At 31.9% G+C, this 26994-nt stretch carries 25 protein-coding genes; 9 read left to right on the top strand and 16 right to left on the bottom strand.

The features are described 5' to 3' along the window. Positions 1-36 precede the first annotated feature (36 nt). The 8 genes from T1L09_RS03175 to rsfS form a co-directional block, all read right to left on the bottom strand. Complete coding sequence (locus T1L09_RS03175; RefSeq protein WP_322549502.1) at positions 37-3279, bottom strand: T9SS type B sorting domain-containing protein; 3243 nt, start codon at positions 3277-3279, stop codon at positions 37-39. A gap of 67 nt (positions 3280-3346) precedes the next feature. Beyond that, complete coding sequence (locus tag T1L09_RS03170) at positions 3347-4123, bottom strand: superoxide dismutase (RefSeq protein ID WP_422718388.1); 777 nt, start codon at positions 4121-4123, stop codon at positions 3347-3349. Next, on the bottom strand, positions 4120-4407 hold the full coding sequence (locus tag T1L09_RS03165) for an acyl-CoA-binding protein (protein WP_322549501.1): 288 nt from the start codon (positions 4405-4407) through the stop codon (positions 4120-4122). Before T1L09_RS03165 ends, T1L09_RS03170 begins: the two co-directional genes overlap by 4 nt. Further along, on the bottom strand, positions 4407-5060 hold the full coding sequence (locus tag T1L09_RS03160; protein WP_322549500.1) for a phosphatidylserine decarboxylase family protein: 654 nt from the start codon (positions 5058-5060) through the stop codon (positions 4407-4409). Before T1L09_RS03160 ends, T1L09_RS03165 begins: the two co-directional genes overlap by 1 nt. After that, positions 5050-5856 carry a phosphatidate cytidylyltransferase gene (locus T1L09_RS03155; RefSeq protein ID WP_322549499.1) on the bottom strand — a complete coding sequence of 269 codons (807 nt, stop codon included), beginning with the start codon at positions 5854-5856 and terminating at the stop codon, positions 5050-5052. Before T1L09_RS03155 ends, T1L09_RS03160 begins: the two co-directional genes overlap by 11 nt. Before the next feature lies 1 nt (position 5857). Continuing rightward, positions 5858-6469: an LUD domain-containing protein gene (locus T1L09_RS03150; RefSeq protein ID WP_322549498.1), complete on the bottom strand. Its 612-nt coding sequence runs from the start codon at positions 6467-6469 to the stop codon at positions 5858-5860. A gap of 105 nt (positions 6470-6574) precedes the next feature. Beyond that, positions 6575-8503 carry an ATP-dependent zinc metalloprotease FtsH gene (gene ftsH, locus T1L09_RS03145; RefSeq protein ID WP_322549497.1) on the bottom strand — a complete coding sequence of 643 codons (1929 nt, stop codon included), beginning with the start codon at positions 8501-8503 and terminating at the stop codon, positions 6575-6577. Between the two features lie 9 nt (positions 8504-8512). Next, positions 8513-8884 carry a ribosome silencing factor gene (rsfS, locus tag T1L09_RS03140; RefSeq protein WP_322549496.1) on the bottom strand — a complete coding sequence of 124 codons (372 nt, stop codon included), beginning with the start codon at positions 8882-8884 and terminating at the stop codon, positions 8513-8515. A gap of 85 nt (positions 8885-8969) precedes the next feature. On the opposite strand from rsfS, the gene T1L09_RS03135 reads away from it, so the two are divergent. Together T1L09_RS03135 and T1L09_RS03130 are read left to right on the top strand one after the other, a co-directional pair. Continuing rightward, entirely contained in the window at positions 8970-9701 is a 732-nt protein-coding gene (locus tag T1L09_RS03135) for a biotin--[acetyl-CoA-carboxylase] ligase (protein ID WP_322549495.1), read from the top strand. Between the two features lie 104 nt (positions 9702-9805). Further along, positions 9806-12967 carry a cytochrome c biogenesis protein CcsA gene (locus T1L09_RS03130; protein WP_322549494.1) on the top strand — a complete coding sequence of 1054 codons (3162 nt, stop codon included), beginning with the start codon at positions 9806-9808 and terminating at the stop codon, positions 12965-12967. Positions 12968-12991: 24 nt separating this feature from the next. Here the strand turns inward: T1L09_RS03130 and T1L09_RS03125 are convergent, their stop codons facing one another. Further along, positions 12992-13357, bottom strand: coding sequence for a potassium channel family protein (locus T1L09_RS03125; RefSeq protein ID WP_322549493.1), 366 nt, complete (start codon positions 13355-13357; stop codon positions 12992-12994). A gap of 112 nt (positions 13358-13469) precedes the next feature. On the opposite strand from T1L09_RS03125, the gene T1L09_RS03120 reads away from it, so the two are divergent. Further along, positions 13470-14060 (top strand): glutathione peroxidase, encoded by a 591-nt coding sequence (locus T1L09_RS03120; protein WP_322549492.1) that lies wholly within the window; start codon positions 13470-13472, stop codon positions 14058-14060. A 78-nt stretch (positions 14061-14138) separates the two neighbouring features. Here the strand turns inward: T1L09_RS03120 and T1L09_RS03115 are convergent, their stop codons facing one another. Further along, positions 14139-14633, bottom strand: a complete 495-nt coding sequence (locus T1L09_RS03115; RefSeq protein ID WP_322549491.1) for a GNAT family N-acetyltransferase — start codon at positions 14631-14633, stop codon at positions 14139-14141. Between the two features lie 79 nt (positions 14634-14712). Between T1L09_RS03115 and menD the strand changes: the two genes are divergently transcribed. Next, positions 14713-16368 (top strand): 2-succinyl-5-enolpyruvyl-6-hydroxy-3-cyclohexene-1-carboxylic-acid synthase, encoded by a 1656-nt coding sequence (gene menD / locus T1L09_RS03110; RefSeq protein ID WP_322549490.1) that lies wholly within the window; start codon positions 14713-14715, stop codon positions 16366-16368. Positions 16369-16438: 70 nt separating this feature from the next. Continuing rightward, entirely contained in the window at positions 16439-16783 is a 345-nt protein-coding gene (locus T1L09_RS03105; RefSeq protein ID WP_322549489.1) for a DUF2853 family protein, read from the top strand. Between the two features lie 58 nt (positions 16784-16841). Here T1L09_RS03105 and tpiA read toward each other — a convergent pair whose 3' ends face one another. From tpiA to T1L09_RS03085, 4 genes are all read right to left on the bottom strand, one after another. After that, the gene (gene tpiA / locus T1L09_RS03100) at positions 16842-17594 is read right to left on the bottom strand and encodes a triose-phosphate isomerase (RefSeq protein WP_322549488.1); all 753 of its coding nucleotides are present in this window, start codon (positions 17592-17594) and stop codon (positions 16842-16844) included. A 4-nt stretch (positions 17595-17598) separates the two neighbouring features. Beyond that, positions 17599-18096, bottom strand: a complete 498-nt coding sequence (locus T1L09_RS03095; protein WP_322549487.1) for a TlpA family protein disulfide reductase — start codon at positions 18094-18096, stop codon at positions 17599-17601. Positions 18097-18098: 2 nt separating this feature from the next. Next, positions 18099-19184: a MauE/DoxX family redox-associated membrane protein gene (locus T1L09_RS03090; RefSeq protein ID WP_322549486.1), complete on the bottom strand. Its 1086-nt coding sequence runs from the start codon at positions 19182-19184 to the stop codon at positions 18099-18101. Positions 19185-19332: 148 nt separating this feature from the next. Beyond that, positions 19333-19872: a DUF1599 domain-containing protein gene (locus tag T1L09_RS03085; protein ID WP_322549485.1), complete on the bottom strand. Its 540-nt coding sequence runs from the start codon at positions 19870-19872 to the stop codon at positions 19333-19335. A 103-nt stretch (positions 19873-19975) separates the two neighbouring features. Here T1L09_RS03085 and folP point away from each other — a divergent pair, with 103 nt between their 5' ends. Both folP and T1L09_RS03075 read left to right on the top strand, forming a co-directional pair. Then, positions 19976-20809, top strand: coding sequence for a dihydropteroate synthase (folP, locus tag T1L09_RS03080; protein ID WP_322549484.1), 834 nt, complete (start codon positions 19976-19978; stop codon positions 20807-20809). 1 nt (position 20810) lies between these two features. Further along, positions 20811-21518, top strand: a complete 708-nt coding sequence (locus T1L09_RS03075; RefSeq protein WP_322549483.1) for a hypothetical protein — start codon at positions 20811-20813, stop codon at positions 21516-21518. A gap of 51 nt (positions 21519-21569) precedes the next feature. On the opposite strand, the gene T1L09_RS03070 is transcribed toward T1L09_RS03075, so the two are convergent. Next, entirely contained in the window at positions 21570-22094 is a 525-nt protein-coding gene (locus T1L09_RS03070; RefSeq protein ID WP_322549482.1) for a DUF7935 family protein, read from the bottom strand. 221 nt (positions 22095-22315) lie between these two features. On the opposite strand from T1L09_RS03070, the gene T1L09_RS03065 reads away from it, so the two are divergent. Next, positions 22316-24649 carry an ATP-dependent helicase gene (locus T1L09_RS03065; protein WP_322549536.1) on the top strand — a complete coding sequence of 778 codons (2334 nt, stop codon included), beginning with the start codon at positions 22316-22318 and terminating at the stop codon, positions 24647-24649. 41 nt (positions 24650-24690) lie between these two features. Continuing rightward, entirely contained in the window at positions 24691-25311 is a 621-nt protein-coding gene (locus T1L09_RS03060; RefSeq protein ID WP_322549481.1) for an L-threonylcarbamoyladenylate synthase, read from the top strand. Positions 25312-25505: 194 nt separating this feature from the next. On the opposite strand, the gene T1L09_RS03055 is transcribed toward T1L09_RS03060, so the two are convergent. Then, complete coding sequence (locus tag T1L09_RS03055) at positions 25506-26993, bottom strand: carboxypeptidase regulatory-like domain-containing protein (RefSeq protein WP_322549480.1); 1488 nt, start codon at positions 26991-26993, stop codon at positions 25506-25508. Position 26994 lies beyond the last annotated feature (1 nt).

The raw sequence follows: 26994 nt of genomic DNA, 5'->3' as shown, positions 1-26994 counted from the left end.
TAAAAAAAGGGTATTCATTTCGAATACCCTTTTTTTTTATCTTTTTAATGTGAAATGTCCTTTAATTTCTTTCCCATCTTTTCTAGTTACAACAAACCAATAATCGGAAGAACTCAGTTGTTCGCCATTATAAGTACCATCCCAGCCATAGCCTGCTCCTGTAATTACGTTTAATAATTTACCATAACGATCAAATATCGAAACGGTTAAATCGGGTTCTTGACTTGAAAATTTAATATTCCAAAAGTCGTTAATTCCGTCTCCATTTGGTGTAAAGTAATTCGGATACATCAAAACATAGACATCTTTATCAACTATTCCGCAACCATTTTTATCTTTTACAAAAACGGTATAAAGACCACTTTCAAGGTTTTCAAAAATAGGTGAATCTTGATAATCAATTCCGTTTATTGAGAATTCATAATCGCCAATTCCATCATACATAATATTTAAGCTGTTATCATTATTCGTGAAATCTGCCACTTGAACATCAGTAATAATAGCAATATCAGATGCTATAACATCAATGCTTTTAGTTGTTGAGCACATAAACGTACCAAAACTATTTGAAACAGTTACCGTATAAATACCAGGAGTACTAATATTTATTGTTTGTGTGGTTTCTCCTGTTGACCATAAATAGGCGTCAAAATTAGATCCGGCGTTCACTACAATTGTTCCACCTTTACATAATGTTCTTGTAGCTGGAATAATTGGATTAGGTTTTAATAAAACAATTAGTTTAAAACTTATAATATAAGGACAACCAGTTCCTTTAGCTTTGACATATATTGTTTGCTCTGGCGTTAATGTATTAGTGAAATTAGAAGATATGGCATCTGCGCCATTTAATGCATTTAATTCAGACAAGTGATAGGTGTAAGTATAGATGTCGGCTGGCAAAACCAAATTCATTTCCGCCTCTTTTTCTGTTAAGTTAAATACTGTTTGACCGTCATAATCATCATCACATTTATTAAAGTCTGTAATTGTAATTTTGTTAACAGGTAGTACAGTAAGCGTTAATTCAGATTTATTTCGACAGCCATCTAAAGTAATACCTTCAACATAAATAATTTGAGGATTACTTATGTTTACATAATTAGTAACATTTGTAATTAAAATGTTATTTTCTAAATTACTTAATGATGTTGCGTAATTATAAGAATTGGTGTTATCTGGACTGAATTGTGCCTGGGCATTGGTTAGATCGAAGTTTGCACTACCGTCTAAATTTTCTTCACAATCATTTAGTATGCCAAAATTATACTCGGGTTTCGCAAAAACCTCCAATTTAAGTTCCGTAATACTGCTGCAATTTGGATTGGAAACTTTAACATAAATGATTTGAGGATTGATAACATTAGTATAATTTGTAAAGTTGGTAATAGGATTCAAATTATTTTGAGCATTACTTAATGTTAAGAAGTAAGAAAATTGAGAATCAGCATTACCGTTTATTACTGTATTTGAAATTGTTAAATCAAAATCAAAGTTATTGTCAAAATCTATATCGCAACCTTGTAACTGCGTTGGCGTAACAATAATTTGGTCAAAAACGCGAAGTGTTAATTCAGCAACATCAATGCAAAAAGCATTTACCTCTATTTGTACATAAATAATTTGATTATTTACAATGTTTGTATAATTTTCAGGATTTGAAATAGGAATATTATTCGCTAAATCAGTCAATGAAGCGTAATAAGTAAAAGACGCATTAGCTATAGGCTCAATGATGTTTTGATAGTCTAATAAGTTGAATGCTGTTAATTCACTACCAATTGTACAGGCTTTCAAGTCAAAATTTGGAATATTTAAACTTTCATACACTTTTACTCTAAAAGGTATTCTCTCCGAAACACAGCCAGTAGTATTGGTTTCTTGAAAATAATAAACATAATCAACCGGTATGGAATTTGTATTTATTAAAACCGGCGTAGTGAAATTAAAACTAGAGCCTAATAAATTACCACCAGTAGGAGCGTCATACCAACTTATTGTAGATGTAGGAGAAGATACACCAATCATAGGATTGTAATTGGTGCTGCTACCGCTACAAATTACATGATATCTTTCATTTAACTCTACTTCAAATACAGAAGGATTGATACTGAAGTTATAAGTAACTGGACTACATTCTGATATCCCCGTAATTATAAAATTAACAGTTTCAGATGGGACGGTCAGTATTACATTTTCACCAAATGGTGCTGAAAAATATTCCGCTGGTTCCCACTTCCAAACTTGATCTTCACCGTTTTTAATTGACATTGGTATTACGTCGCCTTCGCAAAAAGTATAGTTGTTTCCAGATATAACTGGAGTTGTTGTGTTAGCAAATACTTCCGAAAGTGTTTGACTCAAAGCGACGTCTAAATCATTTTGATTCAGAATATAAGTAAACGCTATTCGTTTAGTTTCTCCGGCTCTTATAGTGCCGATATTATAAGTAATTCCAATAGCAACATCTCCCGAAAACACTCCTGAATATACTGTTGCGTTAGCTGTTTCATTGTGATAGTCACTGATAGGTCTGGTAAATTGGGGATTTAAGCCAGATGTTAGTATAAAAGAATTTGCTCGACAGTCCTTAGTTCCTAGTCCCAAAAAACAATTGGTAAAGATAGTTCCTTTAGCAGACACCAAAGTATTGTTCTGAGGATTAGGTAAATCATAAATAATGGAGTTTAGTGTAGCAAAATTTGTCGATAAAGTAACGTCATTATCAGGATCTAAGGTTCTCATATAATAAACATTATTCATATCGGCTGCAGTAGTATTTGTCAATTCTACACGAACTACAAAAAAAACTTCATTTTGAGGGGCAATTGTTTTTTGATTGATTTGTAATCCTGAAACACTTCCTTGCCAAACTGAAGTAACGCCGCTAGCATCTGTGTTATGTGAGATGTTTGCACCAGGAATATTAAATGTACCAGAGTTAAAATTTCTGTAGGTGGTACCATTAAATTCAACTGCAAATCCTTCCTGCGGAACACCCGGAACGAAAAAATCGCCATAATAGGCAGGGTTTCCAACTGTCCATCCATTTTTTTCGGGATCAGCAACAAAACCTAAATTAAGACTTCCGTCAACTGTTTTGGGATGATAGCCAGTAGGAGCACCAGTAGAAGAACCAAAAACGCCATGTTGATTTACACCAATTTCCACGTGATCAACTTGTAAGAAAGCATTTCCTGAAACTATTTGAGAGTTGACCGAAAAATTAAATAAAAGCAAAAATGCTAAATGTAATTTTAAAAATTTTAGAGATTTCATTTCTTTTTGTGAATTAAATATGAATGCATCCTTTTTCAGACTTAATTTATTAGGAAAAAGATAATTATTAATGAGAAACAAGTTTTACGTATTTAGAATCAATTATATTCCAATCAATTACATTGAAAATCGCGGTTAAATATTCATTTCTTTTATTTTGATAATTTAGATAATACGCATGTTCCCAAACATCAATTGCTAAAATTGGTGTACCTTTTATTTCAGCATTAGGCATTAATGGATTATCTTGATTAGCTGTACTGGTTATGGCTAATTTTCCTTCATTAGTTACGACCAACCAAGCCCAACCACTTCCAAATTGAGTTGCAGCAGCTTCGGTTATTTTTTTCTGAAATTCTTCAAATGAACCGAATTCAGTATTTATTGCATCAGCTAAAACTCCTGTGGGAGCTCCAGTTCCTTTGGGGGTTAAAATTTCAAAAAATAAATTATGATTGTAATAACCACCAGCATTATTTCTTACGGCAGTATTTTTTAGATCTAATTTTAAAAGAATTTCTTCAATAGATTTGAGTTCTAAATCAGAACCAGCTATAGCCTTATTTAATTTATTGGCATACCCTAAATGGTGTTTGGAATAATGAATTTCCATAGTTTTAGCATCAATAAATGGCGCTAAATCATCGTAAGCATATTTCAATCCTTTCATTTTGAAAATTCCGCCTTCATCTACTTTTACATCTACGGGATTTCCAAAAATTGTTTGAACAATTTCGACTTCCGGATCTGGAATTTGAACTTCAATAAGTTCATTTTCTTTTTTACAACTAACAAGAATAAAAAGTATAAATGTTCCTATAAAAAATTTTGTTATTTTCATCATGATTTAATATTGCGTTCTTTCATTAATTGATTGATGATGTCAATATATTGAATTTTAGCATCATCTGGGGAAACGTGTTTTTGTTGCATCCAAGCGTTGTATTTGAAAGCATTTCTTAAGTCTTGGGGATTTTGAACATATACTTGATTGGTACTTTGTGAGGTGGCTTGTTTGTATAAACCATACAAAACCAATTGCATATCTTGCGGAACTGATTCTTGTGGAATCAATTGAGCATGTGAAAATGCTTCATCAAATAATGTATTTAAATCTTTTTCCTTCATTATGCTTTTTTACAAATTACTGTTTTATTTCCTACAGCTACTTCGCCCAATTTTACGTTAACTTCTGTACCTAGAGGCAAATAAATGTCAACACGTGAACCAAATTTAATGAATCCTGCATCATCCCCCTGTGTAACGCGCATACCTGCTTGTGCATAATTGACAATCCTTCTTGCTAAAGCACCAGCGATTTGTCTGTATAGAATTTCGCCATACACGCGATTATCAATCACTACTGTAGTTCTTTCATTTTCTTCACTTGCTTTTGGATGCCAAGCAACTAGAAATTTTCCTGGATGGTATTTGCTATATTTTATAGTACCATTTGCACAGTATCTTGTAACATGAACGTTTATAGGTGACATAAAGATAGAAACCATTAAACGTTTATCTTTAAAATATTCAGGTTCGTATACTTCTTCAATAACAACTACTTTACCATCTACTGGTGCTAAGATATGATTGTCACTATTGTCTGCAATTCTTGTAGGATTTCTAAAGAACTGTAAAACTATAATTAAAAGAGCCAAGGCAAAGACAATAAGAATTGTTTTCAACCACTCGATTGTTACAAATTCGCCTGCCGCTAAAATAATTGCTACCACTAATAACAATGTAATAAATATGATTTTTGAACCTTCTTTATGAAACATAATATAAAATTAAATAAAACAAATTAATAATTGGGATTACAAAGATAATACTATCTAAGCGATCTAAGATACCGCCATGTCCTGGCATAATTTTTCCACTGTCTTTTATTCCGGCAACGCGTTTAAATTTGGATTGTATTAAATCACCTAAAGTGCTAAAAATACTTACAATAATAGCAATTGTTATCCAAATGTATAAAATCTTTGATTCAATAAAAAATTTAGATAAAAGAACACTGCTAATTATGGTAAAAATAACACCTCCAACAAATCCTTCGATTGTTTTCTTGGGAGAAACACTTGGAAATAATTTAGTTTTTCCGATACTTTTGCCAACGATATAAGCAAAAGTATCATTAGTCCAAATTAGAATTAAAATAGAAATTAAAATTTTAGGATTGTAGCCCTTTACTCCTATAGCTACATAGTTTACTAAGATAAAAGGAATAACAATATAACCGATTAATAAGCAATAATTTGTTGCAATACTAAAACCAGTTTTTTCTGCATTGAAGAGATATAGTAATAATTTTATAGAAGTTAGAATAGAGATGCTTGTAATTATTGTTTTGGCAACTAAGTTATCATACTGATTCCACAATAAAAAGTAAGAAACAGAAGCTATACAAAGACTAATTAATAAATTGATTCTCACTATTTTACAAAATTCATAAACTCCAATAACCAAAAAAGCACCAAATAAAAGTGCTAAGCTTTCTTTTGAATAAGAGATACAGCCCAATAGTAATATTACATAAACTGTTCCAGATAGTGCTCTTTTAAGCGTTTCATTCATTTTATAAATCCTCTAATAGAAGTAGGTATAGGTTTTTATGACAACTTCCATAGTGAAGAAAATCTATTTCTTTTACTTCTTCAAAATATTTTATAGTAGTAATATTTGTTGGATAAGCGTTTTGACGAGCATTTTTAATACGAGTCATTCCATCTCCTTTTTCCGCAACTAATTGACTAGTTGTAGCAAATACAATCATATTTGTTGGTAATTCGTCTGGTTTATAATGCTTCAATTGGTTAGATGAGAATAAAATTGAACCTTCGTTGGCAATTAAATTTTCACAGCCTACTAACAGAAAACTAGAGTCTTTAATTGTTCCGTTTGGCGACAATTTATTTTCATCTAAAAATTTAAAAAGTCTTGGGTCAAAACATAAAGCTTCTTTTTCGTACCAGTCATTTTCAGCTAAAATATTTTCAAAGTTATCTGAAACTTCCTTCAAATTTTCGCAATAGATGAATTTACCACCGTTGTTAATGAAATTCATAGTAAATTGCTCATCTATAGGCAATGATATATTAGGCGTATAAGGACTTTTGACTTCATTTTGTTTGTCGTCTTTTGCCTCATCACTTAAATTCCCGAAAATTTTTCTAAAAATACTACTCATCTATTCTCAGTAGGTAAATTATGATTTAAAATCAAAGATAACAAAAAACTCAGTTAGATTAGTCACTAACTGAGTTTTTTATTAAGATTTTGTTGTTGATAAGTATTATTTATCAGCAAAAATTTCTTCTTCTTTATCAAACGGGCGCTTTCCGAAAATTGCTTCTAAATCGTCTTTAAAAATAACTTCTTTTTCAATTAAAATAGTAGCTAATTGAGTTAACTTGTCTTTATTAGTTTCAAGAATATGAATTGCTCTTTGATATTGCTCTTCAATTAATTTAGAAATTTCAAAATCAATTACTCTCGCAGTATCTTCTGAATATGGTTTTGAGAAATTATATTCTGATTGACCAGAAGAATCATAATAAGTGATGTTTCCAAGCTTTTCATTTAAACCATAAATAGTAACCATTGCTTTAGCTTGACGCGTAACTTTTTCTAAGTCACTTAATGCACCGGTAGAAATTTCGTTAAAAATTACTTTTTCAGCAGCTCTTCCGCCCATAGTAGCACACATTTCGTCTAACATTTGGTTGGGTCTAACGATTAAGCGCTCTTCGGGTAAATACCAAGCCGCACCTAAACTTTGTCCACGAGGCACAATAGTGACTTTTACTAATGGAGCCGCGTGTTCTAACATCCAACTCACAGTTGCATGACCCGCTTCGTGATAAGCAATTGCTTTCTTTTCGTTTGGCGTTACAATTTTATTTTTCTTTTCTAGTCCACCAACAATTCGGTCGACGGCGTCTAAGAAATCTTGTTTGTCCACTGCTTTTTTGTCTTTTCTGGCTGCAATTAAAGCTGCTTCGTTACATACGTTAGCAATATCAGCTCCAGAGAAACCAGGGGTTTGTTTTGCTAGGAATTCAGTATCTAACTCTTCTGATTTTTTTATAGGCTTTAAATGCACTTCAAAAATTTCCTTACGTTCTCTAATATCTGGTAAGTCCACATAAATTTGACGGTCAAAACGACCAGCACGCAACAAAGCTTTGTCTAAAACGTCGGCACGGTTTGTTGCCGCCAAGACAATTACGTTTGTGTTCGTGCCAAAACCATCCATTTCTGTTAAAAGTTGGTTTAAGGTGTTTTCTCTTTCATCATTTCCGCCTGTCATGCTGTTTTTTCCACGAGCTCTTCCGACAGCGTCAATTTCATCAATAAAGATAATTGCAGGTGATTTTTCTTTAGCCTGTTTGAATAAATCTCTAACACGAGATGCTCCAACTCCTACAAACATTTCCACAAAATCAGAACCTGACAGCGAGAAGAAAGGCACTTTAGCTTCACCGGCAACGGCTTTTGCTAATAATGTTTTTCCAGTTCCTGGAGGACCAACTAATAAGGCTCCTTTTGGAATTTTCCCTCCAATTGAAGTATATTTTTCAGGATTTTTAAGAAATTCTACAATTTCCATAATTTCCTCTTTTGCACCTTCTAAACCAGCTACATTTTCAAATGTAACTCGAGTATCTGTTTTTTCATCAAATAGTTTTGCTTTAGACTTTCCAATGTTGAAAATTTGTCCGCCACCGCCACCAGCACCGCCTGACATTCTACGCATCATGAAGATCCATAGAACAACAAGTAATAAGATAGGAATAATTCCGATGATTAAATCGCCTAAAAAGCTTTCAGGTTCTTTTTCATAAGAGTTAATTTTTTGTTCTGCATCTGCCTTATTTAAGCTTTCTTGAAATGTTTTTAAATCACCAATTTCAAAATAATAATGAGGTCCTTTGGTATTTAATTTACCAGTGATATCATTTTTAATTTTTTCATGATTCTTTGCTTCTAATGCTTCTTTCTTAAGAAAAACAGTTGCTTTGGTATTGGTAAAAGTTACTTTATCTACCTCTCCAGCTTGTAAAAATTGATTGAATTTTGACAAACTAGTTTTGCCTGGATTGCTCAAGTCAAAGCCATTAGAAATAAAACTAATAGTGATAAAAATTGCTATAACAGTAGCAATACTCATCCATGGACTGAACTTAAAGCCCGAATTCTTATTGTTGCTATTTGGTGTCATAAAAGTTTTTTAGTATTTTGATTCGATAGTAGTGATTTTTGCATCACCCCATAAATTTTCTATTCGGTAGTATTCACGAATGTGCTTTTGGAAGACATGTACTACAATGTTAACGTAATCCATTAATACCCATTCGCCATTTTCAGCACCTTCAACGTGCCATGGTTTGTCTTTTAATTCTTTTGAAACAATTTTTTGGATAGAACCCACGATAGCATTAACTTGTGTGTTCGAATTTCCATCGCAGATTACAAAGTAATCACAAACGGTATTGTCTATAGTTCTTAAATCTAGAATTTTAATATTATCTCCTTTTACTTCTTCAATACCTTTGATGATGTTTGCTAATAAATCATCGTTGTTTATATTTTTCTTAGCCATTTATTTTTTATGAATTTATGCAAAGGTATCATTTTTTGTGATTATTTTTGAACCTTAACATAAGATTAAAATTTGTTACTTGAATATGAAGTTAATCAAACTCAGTGCCATTGATTCTACAAATACCTTTTTAAAGAATTTAGCTTCTTCTGAAAAAGTGGATAATTTTACAGTTGTTGTGGCCGAACACCAAACGAATGGAAGAGGTCAGCGTGGTTCAAATTGGCTAATTGAACCCAGTAAGAACCTTACCTTTAGTGTTTTGTATAAAAACAGTTTTAAAACAAATACTAATCTTTTTACCTTAAATGTAATCGTTGCAATTAGCGTTATTGAGGGATTACAGACAGACAGTAATTTGAAATATTTTATTAAATGGCCTAACGACATTTTGTCAGATAATAAAAAAATTGCGGGTATATTAATTGAAAATAACATAAAAAGTCAGTCAGAATTACAATCAATCATAGGTATTGGCATTAATGTAAATCAAGAAAATTTTGAAAATTTGCCTCAAGCCTCCTCTTTATTTCTGTTGGAGCGAAAAAAAAAGGATAAAGATTTGCTTTTAAAAAACATCGTTGATCGTTTAGAATATAATCTAATTAAATTTATTGACTCTGAAGAAACGTATTTTTGGCAAAAATATCACGATAATTTATATAAAAAGGACATTGTATCCTCTTTCGAAAGTGCTTACGATCAGCGGTTTGTTGGTAAAATTATTAATGTAACTTCGGAAGGTAAGTTAAAGGTGCAGTTAGAAGATGATTTGGAAGTTGATTTTGATGTTAAAGAAGTTAAAATGTTGTATTAGCAGCAATTGCTAAAATTTACTAAAACCTTTGTTAAACTTTAAATAAAGAATTTCGAAATGAGTACATTTGTGCCAATTTATAAAACTTAGAATTCCTAAATCTTATGGAAAAAAAAATATATTCATTTTTGTTCTCAACGCGTTTAATGGCCGTTTTGTTCATCACTTTTGCTGCAGCAATGGCAGCTGGAACTTTTATAGAAGATTATTACAATACAGATACAGCTAGAAATATAATTTACAATTCTTGGTGGTTTGAATCTATAATGGTGTTTTTTGTGATCAATTTTATTGGAAATATTAAACGTTATCAGTTACAGAAAAAGGAAAATTGGGCAACTTTATTATTACATTTATCGTTTATTCTAATTATCGTTGGTGCTTTCATTACGCGATATATCAGTTATGAAGGAATGATGCCAATTAGAGAAGGTGAAAGTGCAAATATGATTTATTCCGATAAAGCATACTTAACTGTTTTAGTAGATGGTGATTTTCAAGGTGAAATGAAACGCAAAACTTTTGAAAAAGATTTAATATTTGCTCCGGAAGTTGAAGGCGATTCGTTCTTATCTTTTTTTGCTAGTAATAATTTTTCATTAGGTGGAGATTTTAGTCAGATCCCTTTCGAAGTAGTCCATCAAGAATTCATTTTAAACGCAACCGAAACTTTAAAGCCAAATGAAAGCGGTCAACTAATGATCAAGATGGTTGAATCTAGTGGAGGAACACGTCACGAACACTTTTTGAAAGAAGGCGAAGTTCAAAATTTACACAATGTATTATTTGCCTTCAATAAATATACTGACGGAGCAATAAATATAACAAAAATTGCGGACGCTTACACTATTCAGACTCCTTTTGAAGGTGATTTTATGCGAATGGCAGATAAATTACAAGGAAAAGTTGTCAAAAATGAGGTGCAACCTTTAATGTTGCGTTCGCTATATAACATTGGAGGCGCACAATTCGTATTTCCTGATGAAGCCGTTAAAGGAGAAATGGTAATGAAATCTAACAATGATTTCAAAGACAAACAAACCAGTGACGCGCTTGTCGTGAAAATTAAAAGTCAAGGAAAAGAAGAAGTACTTACATTAGTTGGTTCAAAAGGACAACAAGGTACACCGCAAAGTGTTAAAATTGGAAATTTAGAATTTACACTTTTCTTTGGAAGTAAAATATATAACACACCTTTCAATATTAAATTAGACGATTTTATTGCGGACAAATATCCTGGTACTGAAAAAAATTATTCGGCTTTCAAAAGTATAATTGAAGTGCAAGATAAAGAGGAAAATAAGACTATTAAAGATAGTATTTATATGAATCACGTATTAGATTACAGAGGATTTAGATTCTTCCAAGCTGGCTTTGATCCAGACGAACAAGGAACTCAGTTATCGGTAAGTCACGATTTATGGGGAACTTGGATTACTTACATTGGTTATTTCCTTTTATATTTTGGTATGATGGCAATTATGTTTGTTAAAAATACGCGTTTTGCTAGTATTAAAGAAAAATTAGAAAAATTGAAAATCAAAAAGAGTCAGATGCTTAGTGTTTTCTTGATATTATTCACTTCATTAACATTTGCACAAGAACAACACAATCACAAACCCAATAAAGAAGAAACACTTAAATTACTTAAGAAACATATTGTTTCAGAGGAACATGCTTCTAAATTTGGTAAAATCGTAATTCAAGATGGTGGCCGTATGAAGCCTATCAATACGTTTTCATCTGAATTACTTCGTAAAGTATCCAAAAATGATACATATGAAGATATGAATTCTGATCAGGCGTTTATTTCTATGACGCAGTATCCGCAATATTGGTATAGTTTGCCTATCATTTATCTAAAAAGAGGTAATGATAGTATTCGTAAAATAATTGGTATTGAAAAAGATGCAAAATATGCACCTTTGGTTTCATTTTTTGATGAAACGGGAGGTTATAAGTTGGCCAGTTATTTAGAAGATGCATCCAAAGAACCAGTTCCAAATCAATTTCAAAAAGATTTTATTGATGCGGATAAAAAAGTTAATTTATTGTATTCGGCTTTAAGTGGTCAAATTTTAAAAGTATTTCCAGTTCCCGGAGATAAATCAAATAAATGGGTATCGTTTTTAGAAATTAACGAACCTACTGGAACTGCGCTGGATTCCATTAAAAATATTATGCCTTTTTATTTAAATGCTGTAGAAAAAGCTTCAGAGAATAACGATTATACAATGGCAAATAGTTTACTAACAGGTTTAACGAAATATCAGCATAAATATGGTGGTTCTGTTATGCTTGCTGATAGTAAAATCAATTCGGAAGTTGTCTATAATAAATATGATATTTTCAAGCAATTGTATTATTTATATATGTTCGGAGGAATTCTTATGTTAGCATTTTGTATCGTTCAAATTTTTAATAATTCGAAAGTAATTCGTAGAATAATTAATGTTTTTCATGGATTAATTGCATTCTTTTTCGCCTTGCATATGGCGGGATTAATTGTGCGTTGGTATATTTCTGGTCACGCGCCATGGAGTGATGCTTATGAAAGTATGATTTATGTGGCTTGGGCAACAATGTTCTTTGGTTTAGCTTTTGGAAAGGATTCAAAATTAACGGTTGCATCAACGGCTTTTGTAACTTCAATGATTTTGATGATTGCACATTGGAACTGGATGGATCCATCAATTGGTAATTTACAACCTGTTTTAAATTCGTATTGGTTAATGATTCACGTAGCGGTAATCGTAGGAAGTTATGGTCCATTTACGTTGGCGATGGTTTTAGGTTTAATTGCATTATTCTTGATGATTTTCACAACGGATAAGAACAAAGAAAAAATGAAAATGAGCATTGATGAAATTACTTATATCAATGAATTAGCTTTAACTGTCGGATTAGTAATGCTTACCATTGGAAACTTCTTAGGCGGACAATGGGCAAATGAAAGTTGGGGGCGTTACTGGGGTTGGGATCCAAAAGAAACTTGGGCTCTAATTAGTATTATGATTTATGCCTTTGTAATTCATGCTCGTTTTGTACCTGCTTTACGCGGACGATGGATTTATAATGTAATGAGTGTTTTAGCTTTTGCATCTATTATTATGACCTATTTTGGCGTAAACTTCCACTTAAGTGGTTTACATAGTTATGCTTCCGGAGAACAGCAGAACGTAACGTATTACTTTATTATCTTAGTAATTGTATTGATAATCGCAGCAATTGCATATTTCCCATACCGGAAACATTTTAAGAAATAGATTGAATATAAAAAAGGGAAAATATTAATTTTCCCTTTTTTTATGATTTGAATTTTCAGCTTTGCGCGAAGTTAAAAAATGTTTTTTCTCGTTGTATTTCATTTTAGCATAATGTTGTTGAATAGTGTTAATAAAACTTAAAATCACGCCAATTCCAACAATAATATAAAGTACAGTGAAAATTTTTCCTTCGTCAGTTTGCGGCGTAAAATCCCCATAACCAATCGTTGTCAATGTAACCATTGAGAAATAAAGTGAATCCACATAGCCCCAGCCTTCTAAATAATGATAACTTACCGTTCCAATTAGCAAAATTATTGCAGTTGTGATTAGCAAATCGCGGTATTGTTCGTCTTGTAGAAATAATAAAATAGTTTTTAGAAAAAACATAGGTCAACTGGTTTCTTTAAATTATAAATATTAGGCAACATTTATAGTTTGTTTATGATAGTAAAGGTAATTAAATTTCTAAATTTGTTCGAAAGACTAAAATAAAAATACTATGAAAAATACAATTTTCTTGTTTTCGGCAATTATTTCCTTGTGGAGTTGTCAAAATCAAGCGCAACCAAAGCAAATTAACGAATCAGAAACAGCAGTAACTATGGCAAAAGAAACTATTTATCAGTTTAAAGTAAAAACGTTAGAAGGCAGTGATTTTGATTTTTCAACTTTAAAAGGAAAAAAAATACTTGTAGTAAATACGGCTTCAAAATGTGGATTAACGCCACAATATGAACAATTACAAGCAATTTATGATAAATATAAAGATCAGAACTTTGTAATTGTAGGTTTTCCTGCAAATAACTTTATGAGTCAAGAACCTGGAACTAGCAGTGAAATTGCTGAATTTTGCCAACGCAATTATGGAGTGACTTTTCCAATGATGGATAAAATTTCTGTAAAAGGAAAAGATATGCATCCTGTGTATCAATTTTTAACTCAAAAAGCTAAAAATGGTTTAGAAGATAGTGATGTAGAATGGAATTTTCAGAAATATTTGATCAACGAAAATGGCGAATTAGCTAAAGTAGTTGGACCAAGAACACTTCCAACAGATGCTGAAATTACCAATTGGATAGAAGGAAAATAATTTTTTGTTCACTATAATGTTTTTGTTTTTTTTAAATCCCAAGTTTCAATTTTACTATTGGAGTTTGGGATTTTTTTATTACAATATTTTCTGCATAAAAATAGAATCCAACCATTTGTCAAATTTATACCCCGATTCTTTAATGTATCCGACTTCCTCAAAGCCAAATTTCTCGTGAAAAGATATACTATTTAGGTTTTCAGAATCGATAACACCAATCATAGTATGCATTTTCTGAGCTTTGGCAAGTTGAATTAATTCCGATAGTAATAATTTTCCAATGCCTTTTCCAATATAATTTTTATCAGCATAAACCGAATGTTCTACTGTAAATTTGTACGCTTCTCTGAATCTAAATTCACTATAATAACCAAAACCAATAACTTGATTATTTTCTTCGGCCACAATAATTGGAAAACCCTTTGAAATTTTATCTTCAAAAATAGCAATTTGCTGTTCCAAAGTTCTCGGATGGTAATCATACAAGGCAGTTGAAGTCAAAATTACCTCATTTATTATTGCTAAAATTGCAGGACAATCTGTAATAGTGTAAGTTCTTATTTGAATCATCATTTTAAAGTGAAATAGTTGCGTAAAAGTAGTAAAAATCAGCACATCTTCGTAAATTTGTAATCCATTTAGTTATAAAAAAATGATGTATCCAAAAATTCCTTTAGCACAAAGCATTATTGAAATTTGCAAACAAAAGGAAGTCCAACATATCGTAATTTCTCCAGGTTCAAGAAATGCACCTTTGACCATTGGTTTTACTAATAATCCTTATTTTAAATGTTATAGTATTGCTGATGAACGTTGTGCGGCTTTTTTTGCCGTAGGAATGGCACAACAAATGCAAAAACCGGTCGCTTTAGTTTGCACTTCAGGTTCGGCTTTGTTGAATTATTATCCGGCTTTGGCCGAAGCATTCTACAATCAAATTCCTTTGGTTGTTATTTCTGCAGACCGACCTCAAAGTAAAATAGATATTGGAGACGGTCAAACGATTCGTCAGGAAAATGTATTTGCAAATCACAGTTTATTCAATGCGAATTTATCCGATGAAACTTCTGTTGCTAATGATAATTTGATTCAAGAAGCACTTCATATTGCTGTTTCTAAAAAAGGGCCAGTTCACATCAACGCTCCATTTGAAGAACCGTTGTATGAAACAGTTTCCGAAATGACTTATTTCCCTTCGCTTTCTGAAAAATTAGCAATTGATAAAACGATCGATTTTCAAGCTGAATTTATAGAGCAATGGAACAAAGCAACTAAGAAGTTAATTTTGGTGGGCGAATTATTTCCAAATGCAATCGAACAAAAATACCTAGATAATTTAGGCAACGATCCAAGTGTTGTGGTTTTAACCGAAAAAACTTCGAATATTCATCACGAATCGTTTATTAATCAGATTGATACTTTAATTACACCTTTTTCGGAAGCTGATTTTGAGAATTTTCAACCTGAAATATTGTTAACTTTTGGTGGAATGGTGATTTCAAAACGAATTAAATCGTTCTTAAGAAAATACCAACCCGAAAATCATTGGCACGTTGATGAATTGAGGGCTTATGATACTTACGGTGTTTTATCGCATCATTTTGAAACTTCAATTAATACTTTTTTCAATCATTTCTTGATTGCAAATAAAGTAGAAAGTAATTATAAAAAGTTAATAGCTTCCATTTGGAAGGATAGAGTTGAAGCTCATAAAATGTATTCAGAATCAGTTTCGTTTTCAGACTTTAAAGTGTTTGATTTTTTAAGGCAACATTTACCTAAAAATATCCAATTACAAGTTAGTAATAGTTCTCCGATTCGTTATATCCAATTGTTTGATTTGAATCCAACTATTGAAGTTTTCTGCAACCGAGGAACCAGTGGAATTGACGGAAGCACTTCAACGGCAATTGGTGCTGCTGTGATGAATGAGAAACCTACATTTTTTATTACAGGTGATATCAGTTTTTTATACGACAGCAATGCACTTTGGAACAATTATATTCCGAAAAATTTCAAAATAATTATCTTGAATAATGGAGGAGGAGGAATTTTTAGAATCTTGCCAGGTCATCAAGAAACGGAGACTTTTAATACATTTTTCGAAACTTCACATCAATTAAATGCAGTTCATTTAGCAAAAATGTATCATTTGAATTATTTTATGGCGAGTGATGAATCAAGTTTGGAAGCTAATTTTTCTTTGTTTGTAAACGATGAAAATGGACCAAGTATTTTAGAGATTTTTACACCCGAAAAATTGAATAATTCCATTTTACTAGATTTTTTTAAATCCCTAAACAATTAACTAGTTTTTTAAACAAATGTTAAAATAATTTTGTAAATTTGAGACGATAAACCTTTAAACGAACAACATTATGAGTAAAAGAGATGAATTAATTGCTAAATACGCAGCTGATTTAAAAGAGAAATGTGGTGTAACTCCAGATATGGATTTTTTAACGAAAGTAACTATTGGTTGCGGTCCATCAATCTATAATGCAGATTCTTCAACTGTAGCTGGTTCTGACGAAAAAGAATTAGCAACAGTAAAAAACAACTTTTTAATCAAAAAATTAGGACTAAAAGATGGTCCAGAGTTAGATAAAGGTATTGAAGCTGTTATGGAGCAATATGGAAAATCAAACAAAAGTAAATATAGAGCTGTAGTTTATTATTTATTAGCAAAACATTTCAAAAAAGAAGCTGTTTATAACAAATAAGACATAAAAAAATCCTGAATGAAAATTCAGGATTTTTTGTTTCTAATCGAAACTTATATTATTCGAAACCTTTTACAATCGCTAAGAAGTCATTTGCTTTCAAAGCTGCTCCACCAATTAAACCACCATCTACATCAGGTTTAGAGAAGATTTCTTTAGCATTGTCTGGTTTTACACTTCCACCATATAAGATTGATAGCTCATTTGCGATATCAAATCCATATACTTTTTCAACTAAATCTCTAATAAATTTGTGCATTTCTTGTGCTTGATCTGGAGACGCGGTTTCTCCTGTTCCAATTGCCCAAACAGGTTCATAGGCCAAAACAATATTACGCCAGTCTGTTTTTTCTAAATGAAACAAACCATCACGCAATTGATATTCTACCACATTAAAATGATTATTAATTTGACGGTCTTTTAATTCTTCACCAAAGCAAAAAATAACACGCATATTATGTTTCAAAGCTGTATCCACTTTGTTTGCAATCAAAGCATCTGTTTCATTGAAATAAGCTCTTCTTTCACTGTGACCCAAGATTACAGTTGATACACCAATGTCAGTCAACATTCCGGCTGAAATTTCTCCAGTAAACGCTCCGCCTTCTGCTTGATGCATATTTTGTGCGGCAACCGTTATTTCTGAACCATTTGTAGTTTCAACAGCTTTTGCTAAGTTCACAAAAGTAGGAGCTACAATGATTTCTGCTGTTGTAGTTGGTTTTTGAGCTATAATTTCTTCTAATAATGCGATAGTTTCTTGTTGATTCTTATGCATTTTCCAGTTTCCTGCAACTATATTTTTTCTCATAATTTTATTTTAAAGAATCTAATGTTTTGATCAATTTCGCATCATCCGCTTCAATTACATTATAAAGTGCAATTTTTCCAGTTTTATCCACAATCATATAACGAGGAATCCAGCTCAAATTCACTGACTTTCCAAAAACACCTTTCATTCCGTCTGAAACTAAATAGTGTTCGCCTTTTACTTCGTGTTTTTCAATTCCAGCTAACCAAGCATCATATGTTTTATCCATAGAAATGAATAAATAAGTTACATCTGGATATTTAGATTGTAATTCTTTAACCTTAGGCATTCCTTTTAAACAATCAGAGCACCAAGAAGCCCAAACATCTATTACAACTGTTTTGCCTTCATATTGCTTTAATATTTCAGCAAATGTTATTGGTTCGTGATCTGTTCCAATCATTTGATTGGCTAAAGCTTCTGGTTTGAAACTTGTTTCTTCAATTTGGGCACAACCAAAAAAGCTGATTACGAAAGCCGATAAAATGAATATTTTTTTCATACTTATTTTTTAATTTCTGAATATTTTTTGCTGATAGTTTTCTTCAATTCTGCACCATTAAATTGATTAGCATTGATTCCGTCATAGAATTTTATTTCGTTTCCATTCCATAAATATTTCACACCTGGCGTATCTCTATTATTTCCTAAAACGGTCCAGAAACTGATGATATCAATAACTTGGAAAGGATATTTTGTGCCAGCAATTTTAAAGAATTCAGGAATCTTATCTACTTCTTCATCCATAAAGATAATGTAAACATCTGGAAAAGAAGGATCTTTTAACTTCATTTGATGTAATTCTTTTGCAGTATCTTGGCAATGGTCACATCCTGGAGCAAAAAAGCAAAGAATTTTTTTACCTTGATCAATATTTTTAAAATAAGAAGAATAGCCAGATTTTACTGCTTTTGGCTCATCAATTTTGACTTCTTCCTTTAAAGCTTCCGCTTCAGTTTTACTATTTTCGGCTTCAATTAATTTTTCAACCGTAGGAATTACAGTCGAAAGTGTAGTGTCAATTTCCGTTCCTAGAATATTATCTTCATTAAAGAACGAATTGTCAATTTGTTTGGTTTTCGATTGCATTGGAGCCAACATAAACAAGCTCAAAACTCCTAAAAGTAAAATGGTAAATAATACCCAAATATTCGATTTTCCGTCGGATGGTAATAGTTTTAATAACCAAACTAATAAGCCTACAGCAATGATGTTTTTAATAATCGCTTCAACAGGAGTCATTGGAATTAATTCTCCAAAACAACCACAGTTTCCTGAGTTCCCGCTAAAAAAAGTTTCATAAGCCAATTGGACTATAAAAACAACTAATAATAAAATCGTTGCAGGAATGGTAATTTTTTTAATATGGTGATTAATTAAGATTGCGATACCTAAAGCAAACTCAATTCCGATTAAAATACGTGAGAAATACGGAGCAAAACCTTCTGAAAATCCTAAAGGATACAATTGTTTTACTTCAAATGTAGAAATAGCAAAATAGGGTGAAGGGTATAATTTTGCAAAGGCAGAAACAATAAATAAGGCGGATATAATTACGCGAATAATCCAAGAAATAGTTTCCTTTTTCATATATGTAAGTTTTAATGTTTAAATGGCTTATATGGTTTCGCTTTTTCTCCTTTTCTTCAAAAAAGGCTTTAATCTACAGCGATTTCATAAAATATTTTATTTTCGATAAAAATACAAATTCTTATGATGGTAAGTTGTTAAAGACTTGTTATTTGTTTTCCATTAAAATCAGTGCAAAAACAGCATAATTGATCATATCTTGATAATTGGCATCAATTCCTTCCGAAACTAAAGTTTTTCCTTTATTATCTTCAATTTGCTTAACGCGAAGTAATTTCTGTAAAATCAAATCGGTTAAACTACTAACACGCATTTCACGCCAAGCTTCGCCATAATCGTGATTTTTAGCTTCCATTAATGCTTTTGTCAAGGCAATTTTTTCATCGTATAAAACAATTGCTTCTTCAAATCCCATATCCGGTTGTTCTGCGATTCCTTTGTCAATTTGGATTAATGCCATACTGCAATAATTGATAATCCCGATGAATTCTGAGGTTTCATCTTCATCTACTTTTCGCACTTCATTTTGTTGAAGACTTCTTATTCTTTGAGCTTTAATAAAAATTTGATCGGTAAGCGATGGCAAACGCAAAATACGCCAAGCACTTCCATAATCTTTCATTTTTTTACTGAATAACTCGCGACAAATCGCTATAACTTTATCATATTCTTGAGAAGTATTCGACATTATTTGCTTTATATTTGTATGAAATTTTATCAAAAGTAAATAATATTTTTGGGTTTGAAGAATGAACCTTAACGATTTTTAATTTTTCAACTAAAAAATGGATATGAACACACAATTTACAATCAATTGCAACGGAAAACTTGTTGATTTATCGACACCAAAAGTGATGGGGATTTTAAATGTGACGCCGAATTCGTTTTACGATGGTGGAAAACATAAAAACATCAACACCATAATTCATCAAGTAGATAAAATGCTTTCAGATGGAGCAACCTTTATTGATATTGGAGCTTATTCCAGCAAACCGACTGCCGATTTTGTCTCTGAAGCTGATGAGATTAATCGGTTAAATTTTGTGTTGAAAGAAATAGTCAATACCTTTCCAAACATCATTTTGTCAGTCGATACTTTTAGAGCAAATGTGGCTAAAATTGCTGTTGAAAATGGAGTTGCTATTGTAAATGATATTTCAGCTGGATTGTTAGACGAAAATATGTTACCAACCGTTGCCGATTTGAAAGTTCCTTACATTATGATGCATATGCGTGGAAATCCTCAAACGATGCAAGCGCTTACGGATTATAACGATATTGTTAAGGAAATGATATTTTATTTTTCGGAACGTGTGGCAAAGGCGAGAAGCTTCGGGATTTCGGATATAATTATTGATCCTGGATTTGGATTTGCTAAAACTTTAGAACAAAATTACGAAGTATTGAACAAGTTGGAATTATTTTCCCTTTTATATTTACCTTTGTTGGCCGGAATTTCACGAAAATCGATGATCTATAAAGTTTTAGAAAAAACAGCAAAAGATGCTTTGAACGGCACAACGGTTTTAAACACGATTGCTGTTCAAAAAGGTGCTAAAATCTTACGTGTTCACGATGTGAAAGAAGCGGTAGAATGTATAAAATTAGTTGATAAATTAAAATAAGATGAAAAAATTAGTAGTTATAGTTGCCTTGTTTAGCCTGTTTGCTTGTAGCGATAAAGAAGTAAAATTACCACAAGCCGAATTATCAGTAATGAAAGATATTGAAGATCATTCGCCGATTTATATGTTTTTTGATTTAAAAGATAAAAAAGATACGATTGTGGAAGTGAATAAAAAAAATTCAATCAGTTCTACGAATTGGGTTTTTAACATTGACAAGCGTTTGCCTTTGAAACTAGTAATTCCAGAAGTGATGAAATTACAAGAAAAAAAGAAAGGAAGTTCGCACGCAAAAGAAGGTTCTATCAATGTTTTTACCTATTCGGATAGTATTGCGAAAAATTTAGCTTTTTTTCCATTTACAGATGTCCAATTTAAAATGGATAAAGATTTTTCAAAGCTTTTTATCAAGAAAAACGCTCAACAATATATGAATTACCACAATTTCACGGTAAATTTCAAGAAAGATAATGTCATTATAGTTGATGGTTTTGAAGTCGGCAGAAAAGAATTTGTAGCTTTTATAAAAGAATTTTCTGATTTCTCGACGGATGGGAAATTAGTACTCTTGCATTTGAATTTTGATAAGGAATTAACTTATGGTGATTATATCAAAAGCAAATTATTAGCGTGGCAAGCCACAAATGAAAAAGTCGAATTGTCTTCGTTTGAATTTATATACGATGCAAACCAATTGCCTCCGATGTAATTGTAAACTTAATAAAAATGAGAAATCCCGAGTTTTGCTCGGGATTTCTATTTAAAAAACTCTTTTTAATTCTTCTTTCAAAAAGCTGATTGCAATACTACTGGGCGATTCAACTTCTGTTAATTCTAGCATTATTGCTTCTCTAAGTTTATCAGCATCAACAATATCTTCACGAATTGCATTTTTTCGTATCATTTGAACTGTGCTGTTTTTGGCTTTTAAAATAATATCCCAAGTTTCGGCAGTTAAATAAATTTGTTGTGTTAAATTATGCTCGTATTCCGTTTGAATATTGTGCGTTAACAATGTCGCATAATCTTCTTTACTTTTACTAATAGGAGCAACTCGTAAAAGTAATTGCGTAGGATTTATACGTTCTAAAAGTAAAACTACTCGCTCATAAGCTTGCAAACGAATCGGTAAAGCTTGTTTTTGATTTTCTCTTAATAATTCAAATTTACGCTTACTTTCTTCACTATTATAAAATTTTTGCATCATCACAAAAGCTACACCACCTGTAATTAGAGCTGGTAATGTGTAAGCGGCAATTTCTAATAATTTACTTTCGATTGTCATTTTTGGTTTATTTTATTATCGCAAATTAAGTTTAAAAAAATCAAATTACAAACACTTAACAACACAGATTTAAGAAATCATAAAAAATTAAAAAATCTGTTTTAATCCGCTAAATCTGTGTTATCCGTGTTCTAATAAATGCATTAAAATAAAACTTGTAATAACCCGTTTCAAAGCGTATTTTTGTAGATTAGTTAAAAGTTAATCAGAAAATGAAGGATATACAGAAATATATTAGCCAATTAAACGAGGCACAACAGTTACCAGTCTTACAAAAAGATGGGCCAATGATTGTTATTGCAGGTGCAGGTTCTGGAAAAACACGTGTGCTTACGGTTCGTATTGCTAATTTAATGAGTCAGGGAGTCGATGCTTTTAATATTTTGTCTTTGACATTTACTAACAAAGCAGCACGTGAAATGAAAAAACGTATTGCTGATATTGTAGGAAATAACGAAGCTAAAAACCTTTGGATGGGAACATTTCACTCGGTATTTGCTAAAATTCTAAGAAGTGAAGCCGATAAATTGGGTTATCCTTCGAACTTTACGATTTATGACTCGCAAGATTCATTGCGTTGTATTGGTGGAATCATCAAGGAAATGCAATTGGACAAAGAAATTTACAAACCAAAACAGATTTTAGGCCGAATTTCTTCCTACAAAAACTCATTAATTACGGTTAAAGCGTATTTTAATAATCCCGAATTACAGGAAGCCGATGCGATGAGCAAAAAGCCTCGAATGGGAGAAATTTATCAGAATTATGTAGAGCGTTGCTTCAAATCAGGTGCGATGGATTTTGATGATTTGTTATTAAAAACAAACGAATTATTGAATCTTTTTCCGGAAGTTTTAGCGAAATATCAAGATCGTTTTCGTTATATTTTAGTTGATGAGTACCAAGATACAAACCATTCGCAATATTTAATTGTTCGTGCTTTATCAGATCGTTTTCATAACATTTGTGTAGTTGGTGATGATGCCCAGAGTATTTATGCCTTCCGTGGAGCGAATATCAATAATATTTTGAATTTCCAGAAAGATTATGAGAATGTTCAAATGTATCGATTAGAACAAAATTATCGTTCTTCAAAAAACATTGTAGAAGCGGCTAATAACGTAATTGATAAGAATAAAACCAAATTAGATAAAATTGTTTGGACTGCGAATCAAGATGGTCCAAAGATAAAAGTGCATCGCAGTTTAACGGATGGGGAAGAAGGTCGTTTTGTAGCGGCTACCATTTTTGAAGAAAAGATGCAAAACCAAATGTTAAACGGTCAATTTGCAATTTTATATCGTACCAATGCACAATCGCGTGCTATGGAGGATGCATTGCGTAAGCGTGATATTCCGTATCGAATTTATGGTGGCTTATCATTTTATCAGCGTAAAGAAATTAAAGACGTTTTGGCTTATCTTAGATTGGTGATTAATCCAAAAGATGAAGAAGCTTTGGTGCGAGTTATCAATTACCCGGCAAGGGGAATTGGCGATACAACTTTGGAAAAATTAACTGTTGCTGCAAATCACTACAAGCGTTCGATTTTTGAAGTAATGGAACATATTGACAAGATTGATTTGAAATTAAATTCAGGAACGAAAACTAAATTGAATGATTTTGTGATGATGATTAAAAGTTTTCAAGTAATTAATGAAAATCAAGATGCTTTTTTCTTGACAGAGCACGTTACCAAAAAAACAGGATTAGTTCAAGAATTGAAAAAAGACGGAACGCCGGAAGGAATTGCTAAAATTGAAAATATCGAAGAACTTTTAAACGGGATCAAAGATTTTACAGAAGGACAAGTTGAAATTGATGGAGCAAGAGGAGCATTAGCCGAATTTATGGAAGATGTTGCTTTGGTTACCGATTTAGATAATGATACGGGTGATGACGATAGAGTAGCGTTAATGACGATTCACTTGGCGAAAGGATTAGAGTTTCCACACGTATTTGTAGTCGGATTGGAAGAAGATTTATTTCCAAGTGCGATGAGTATGAATACCAGAAGTGAATTGGAAGAAGAACGTCGTTTGTTTTACGTGGCTTTAACGCGTGCAGAACATCAAGCGTATTTGACTTACGCCCAATCGCGTTATCGTTGGGGAAAACTAGTAGATAGTGAGCCTTCTCGATTCATTGAAGAAATTGACGACCAATATTTAGAATATTTGAATCCAGTTGATTCCGGTTATCGTTATAAACCTGTAATGGATATTGATGTTTTTGGTGATATTGATAAATCTAAGTTAAGATTGGCTAAACCAAAAATGGGAACACCACCGGCTAATTTGATAAGCGATCAACTAAATCCATCAGCAAATATCAGAAAGCTGAAGCCAATGTCGAGCAATTCGAATTCAGGAAGTGCTAATTTATTTGATTCGAATTTAGCTCCGGGAAATATAGTAATGCACGAACGATTTGGAAAAGGACAAATTGTAAATATAGAAGGAATTGGAGCTGATAAAAAAGCCGAAATTAGATTTGATGTTGGCGGATTGAAGAAATTATTACTTCGTTTTGCAAAATTGGAAGTGATTGGATAAAATCTGAAACTTCAAACAAAATTAACCTGAAACAAAAAGTTATGGCAGAATTTATAAAAATATACGAAGATAAACCCAATGAAGCTGCTATTAAAAAAGTAGTTGCTGTGTTGAAAGATGGTGGCATAATTATTTATCCAACCGATACTGTTTATGGTTTTGGTTGTGATATTACGAATTCGCGTGCTTTAGAAAAATTGGCTAAAATCAAGGGAATTAAGTTAGAAAAGGCAAATTTTTCTTTCGTTTGTTCTAGTTTGAGCAATATTTCTGATTATGTGAAGCAAATTGATACATCAACGTTTAAGATTTTAAAACGTGCTTTGCCTGGACCTTATACTTTTATTTTACCAGGAAATAATGACTTGCCAAAAGAATTTAGAAAGAAAAAAACAGTTGGAATTCGTGTTCCGCAGAATAATATTGCTTTGCAAATTGTAGAAATGCTTGGTAATCCAATAATATCAACTTCTATTAAAGATGACGATGATGTAATCGAGTATTCAACTGATCCTGAATTAATTTTCGAAAAGTGGCAAAACAAAGTGGATCTAATCATTGATGGAGGTTATGGAGACAATATAGCTTCAACTATTATAGATTTAACTGGTGATGAGCCCGAAGTTATTCGTGAAGGAAAAGGAAGTTTAGATATTTTGTAGATAAATATTTTTTTTATCGCTTTTTAATTATAATTTAGCTTATACTATTCTAAGTAATACCAATTTTAAGTCAAGACATTCACAGTTTTAGAAGTTAAACTTTAAAACTATGTATTTTCTTAATTTAATATTTAATTGGTTATTAATAAAAAGATTAGGATTTACATTTAGCAGGTCTTTTAGGCCTGCTTTTTTTATTTCCAATCGGGCATTATTGCGTTTTCATAAAGTTGTACTCTTGAACTTGTTGTTCCTATTGAATATTTATAACTATTTTTTGGCGATAATCCATCATTTGGTGTACTCATAAATAATAATTCGGCTTCAGTTGGTGAATATCTAACGTCACTATCATTATAACCTGCTGGTTTTTGTACATCAACTGCAGTACTTAAATCTGTAATGAAATCATATTGAAAAATTCTAGAATCCAACTGACGGTAATCAAAACTTTCAAAGCCCGTAATGTCTCTGGTATAGATTAGTTTGTTGTTCGTTACAGAAAGATGTAAACCACTAATTGCACCCAAAGTTCCAGATATTACATTTTCTATAATTGTTCCGCCGGAATCAATCACATAAATTTCGGTTTCATAACCATACAAATTATTGACTTTTATCGCAATAATAGAACTGTCAATACTCCAATCGCATTCGGAAATTAATTTACCGTTTGGTGTTTGAAAAATGAGTTCTAAGCCACTTCCATCGGCATTAATTTTATAGAGTTTATCAAAATTGGAATAGATGAGCTGACTTCCGTTACTTTTCCAACTAAAATTATAATGATCTAGATTGAATCCTGCAGCAGGAATTCCGGCTGTAACTTTAAAAACATTTGAACCATCTGGATTCATAGTATAAATATGGGCTTGACCTCCAGTTGTTCTTAAAAAAGCAATTTTATTAGCTGGAATATTTTTTCTTGGTCGGAAACTATTTGTTGCGTCTGAAGTAATTTGCAATTTATTTCCAGCATCATCGGCTGTGTAGATTACATTATTATCACCAATTTTTCTGGTAAAAAGATACCGTGCATTTGGAAAAGCTAAAGTTCTAAAAGAATGTGTCAAACTATTTACATCCGGATTTATTCCATCAGAAACAGAAACTTCCCAGAAGTACTTCGTGCTATAATTCAATCCCGTTAAAGTATAAGAAGCAGTTGTAATATCTTCAAAAACTGTAATTTCATTCGTTATATCATTTCGAAGTGTTACTTTATAAGTTAGCGGATCCAATTCAACATCGGTTGATTGCCAAGTTAAATTAACACTCAAACTAATATCAGTTGCATTGTCGGCGGGGGTCAAAAGTACTGGTGTTGTTGGCGATTGATTAATTTCTTCTACAGGTGCCAACTCAAAAATAACCTCAATTACCAAATCTTTTATAACTGTTCCTGCTTCAAATTTTGCGATATATCCGTCTTTTCGAGCTTCAAATGCATAATCTCCAGTTTTGATATTTTCAATTGTATAATATCCATCAACATCTGTAAAAACAGAACTGGAGTTAGGATTCGATGAAACTTTTGCATTTGCAATGGGTTCAAAAGTAATTGCTTGCACAACACGACCTTTCACAGTTCCAAATCCACTTTCATCAAGGGTTTCTTCTGAACAAGAGAACGATAATGCTAACATTATTAAGAAAAGGCCTATTTTATGTAGCTTGTTCATA

The organism is Flavobacterium psychraquaticum, from assembly GCF_034497725.1.
GTDB classification, from domain to species: domain Bacteria; phylum Bacteroidota; class Bacteroidia; order Flavobacteriales; family Flavobacteriaceae; genus Flavobacterium; species Flavobacterium psychraquaticum.
This window is presented reverse-complemented; position numbering and strand designations above follow the sequence as displayed.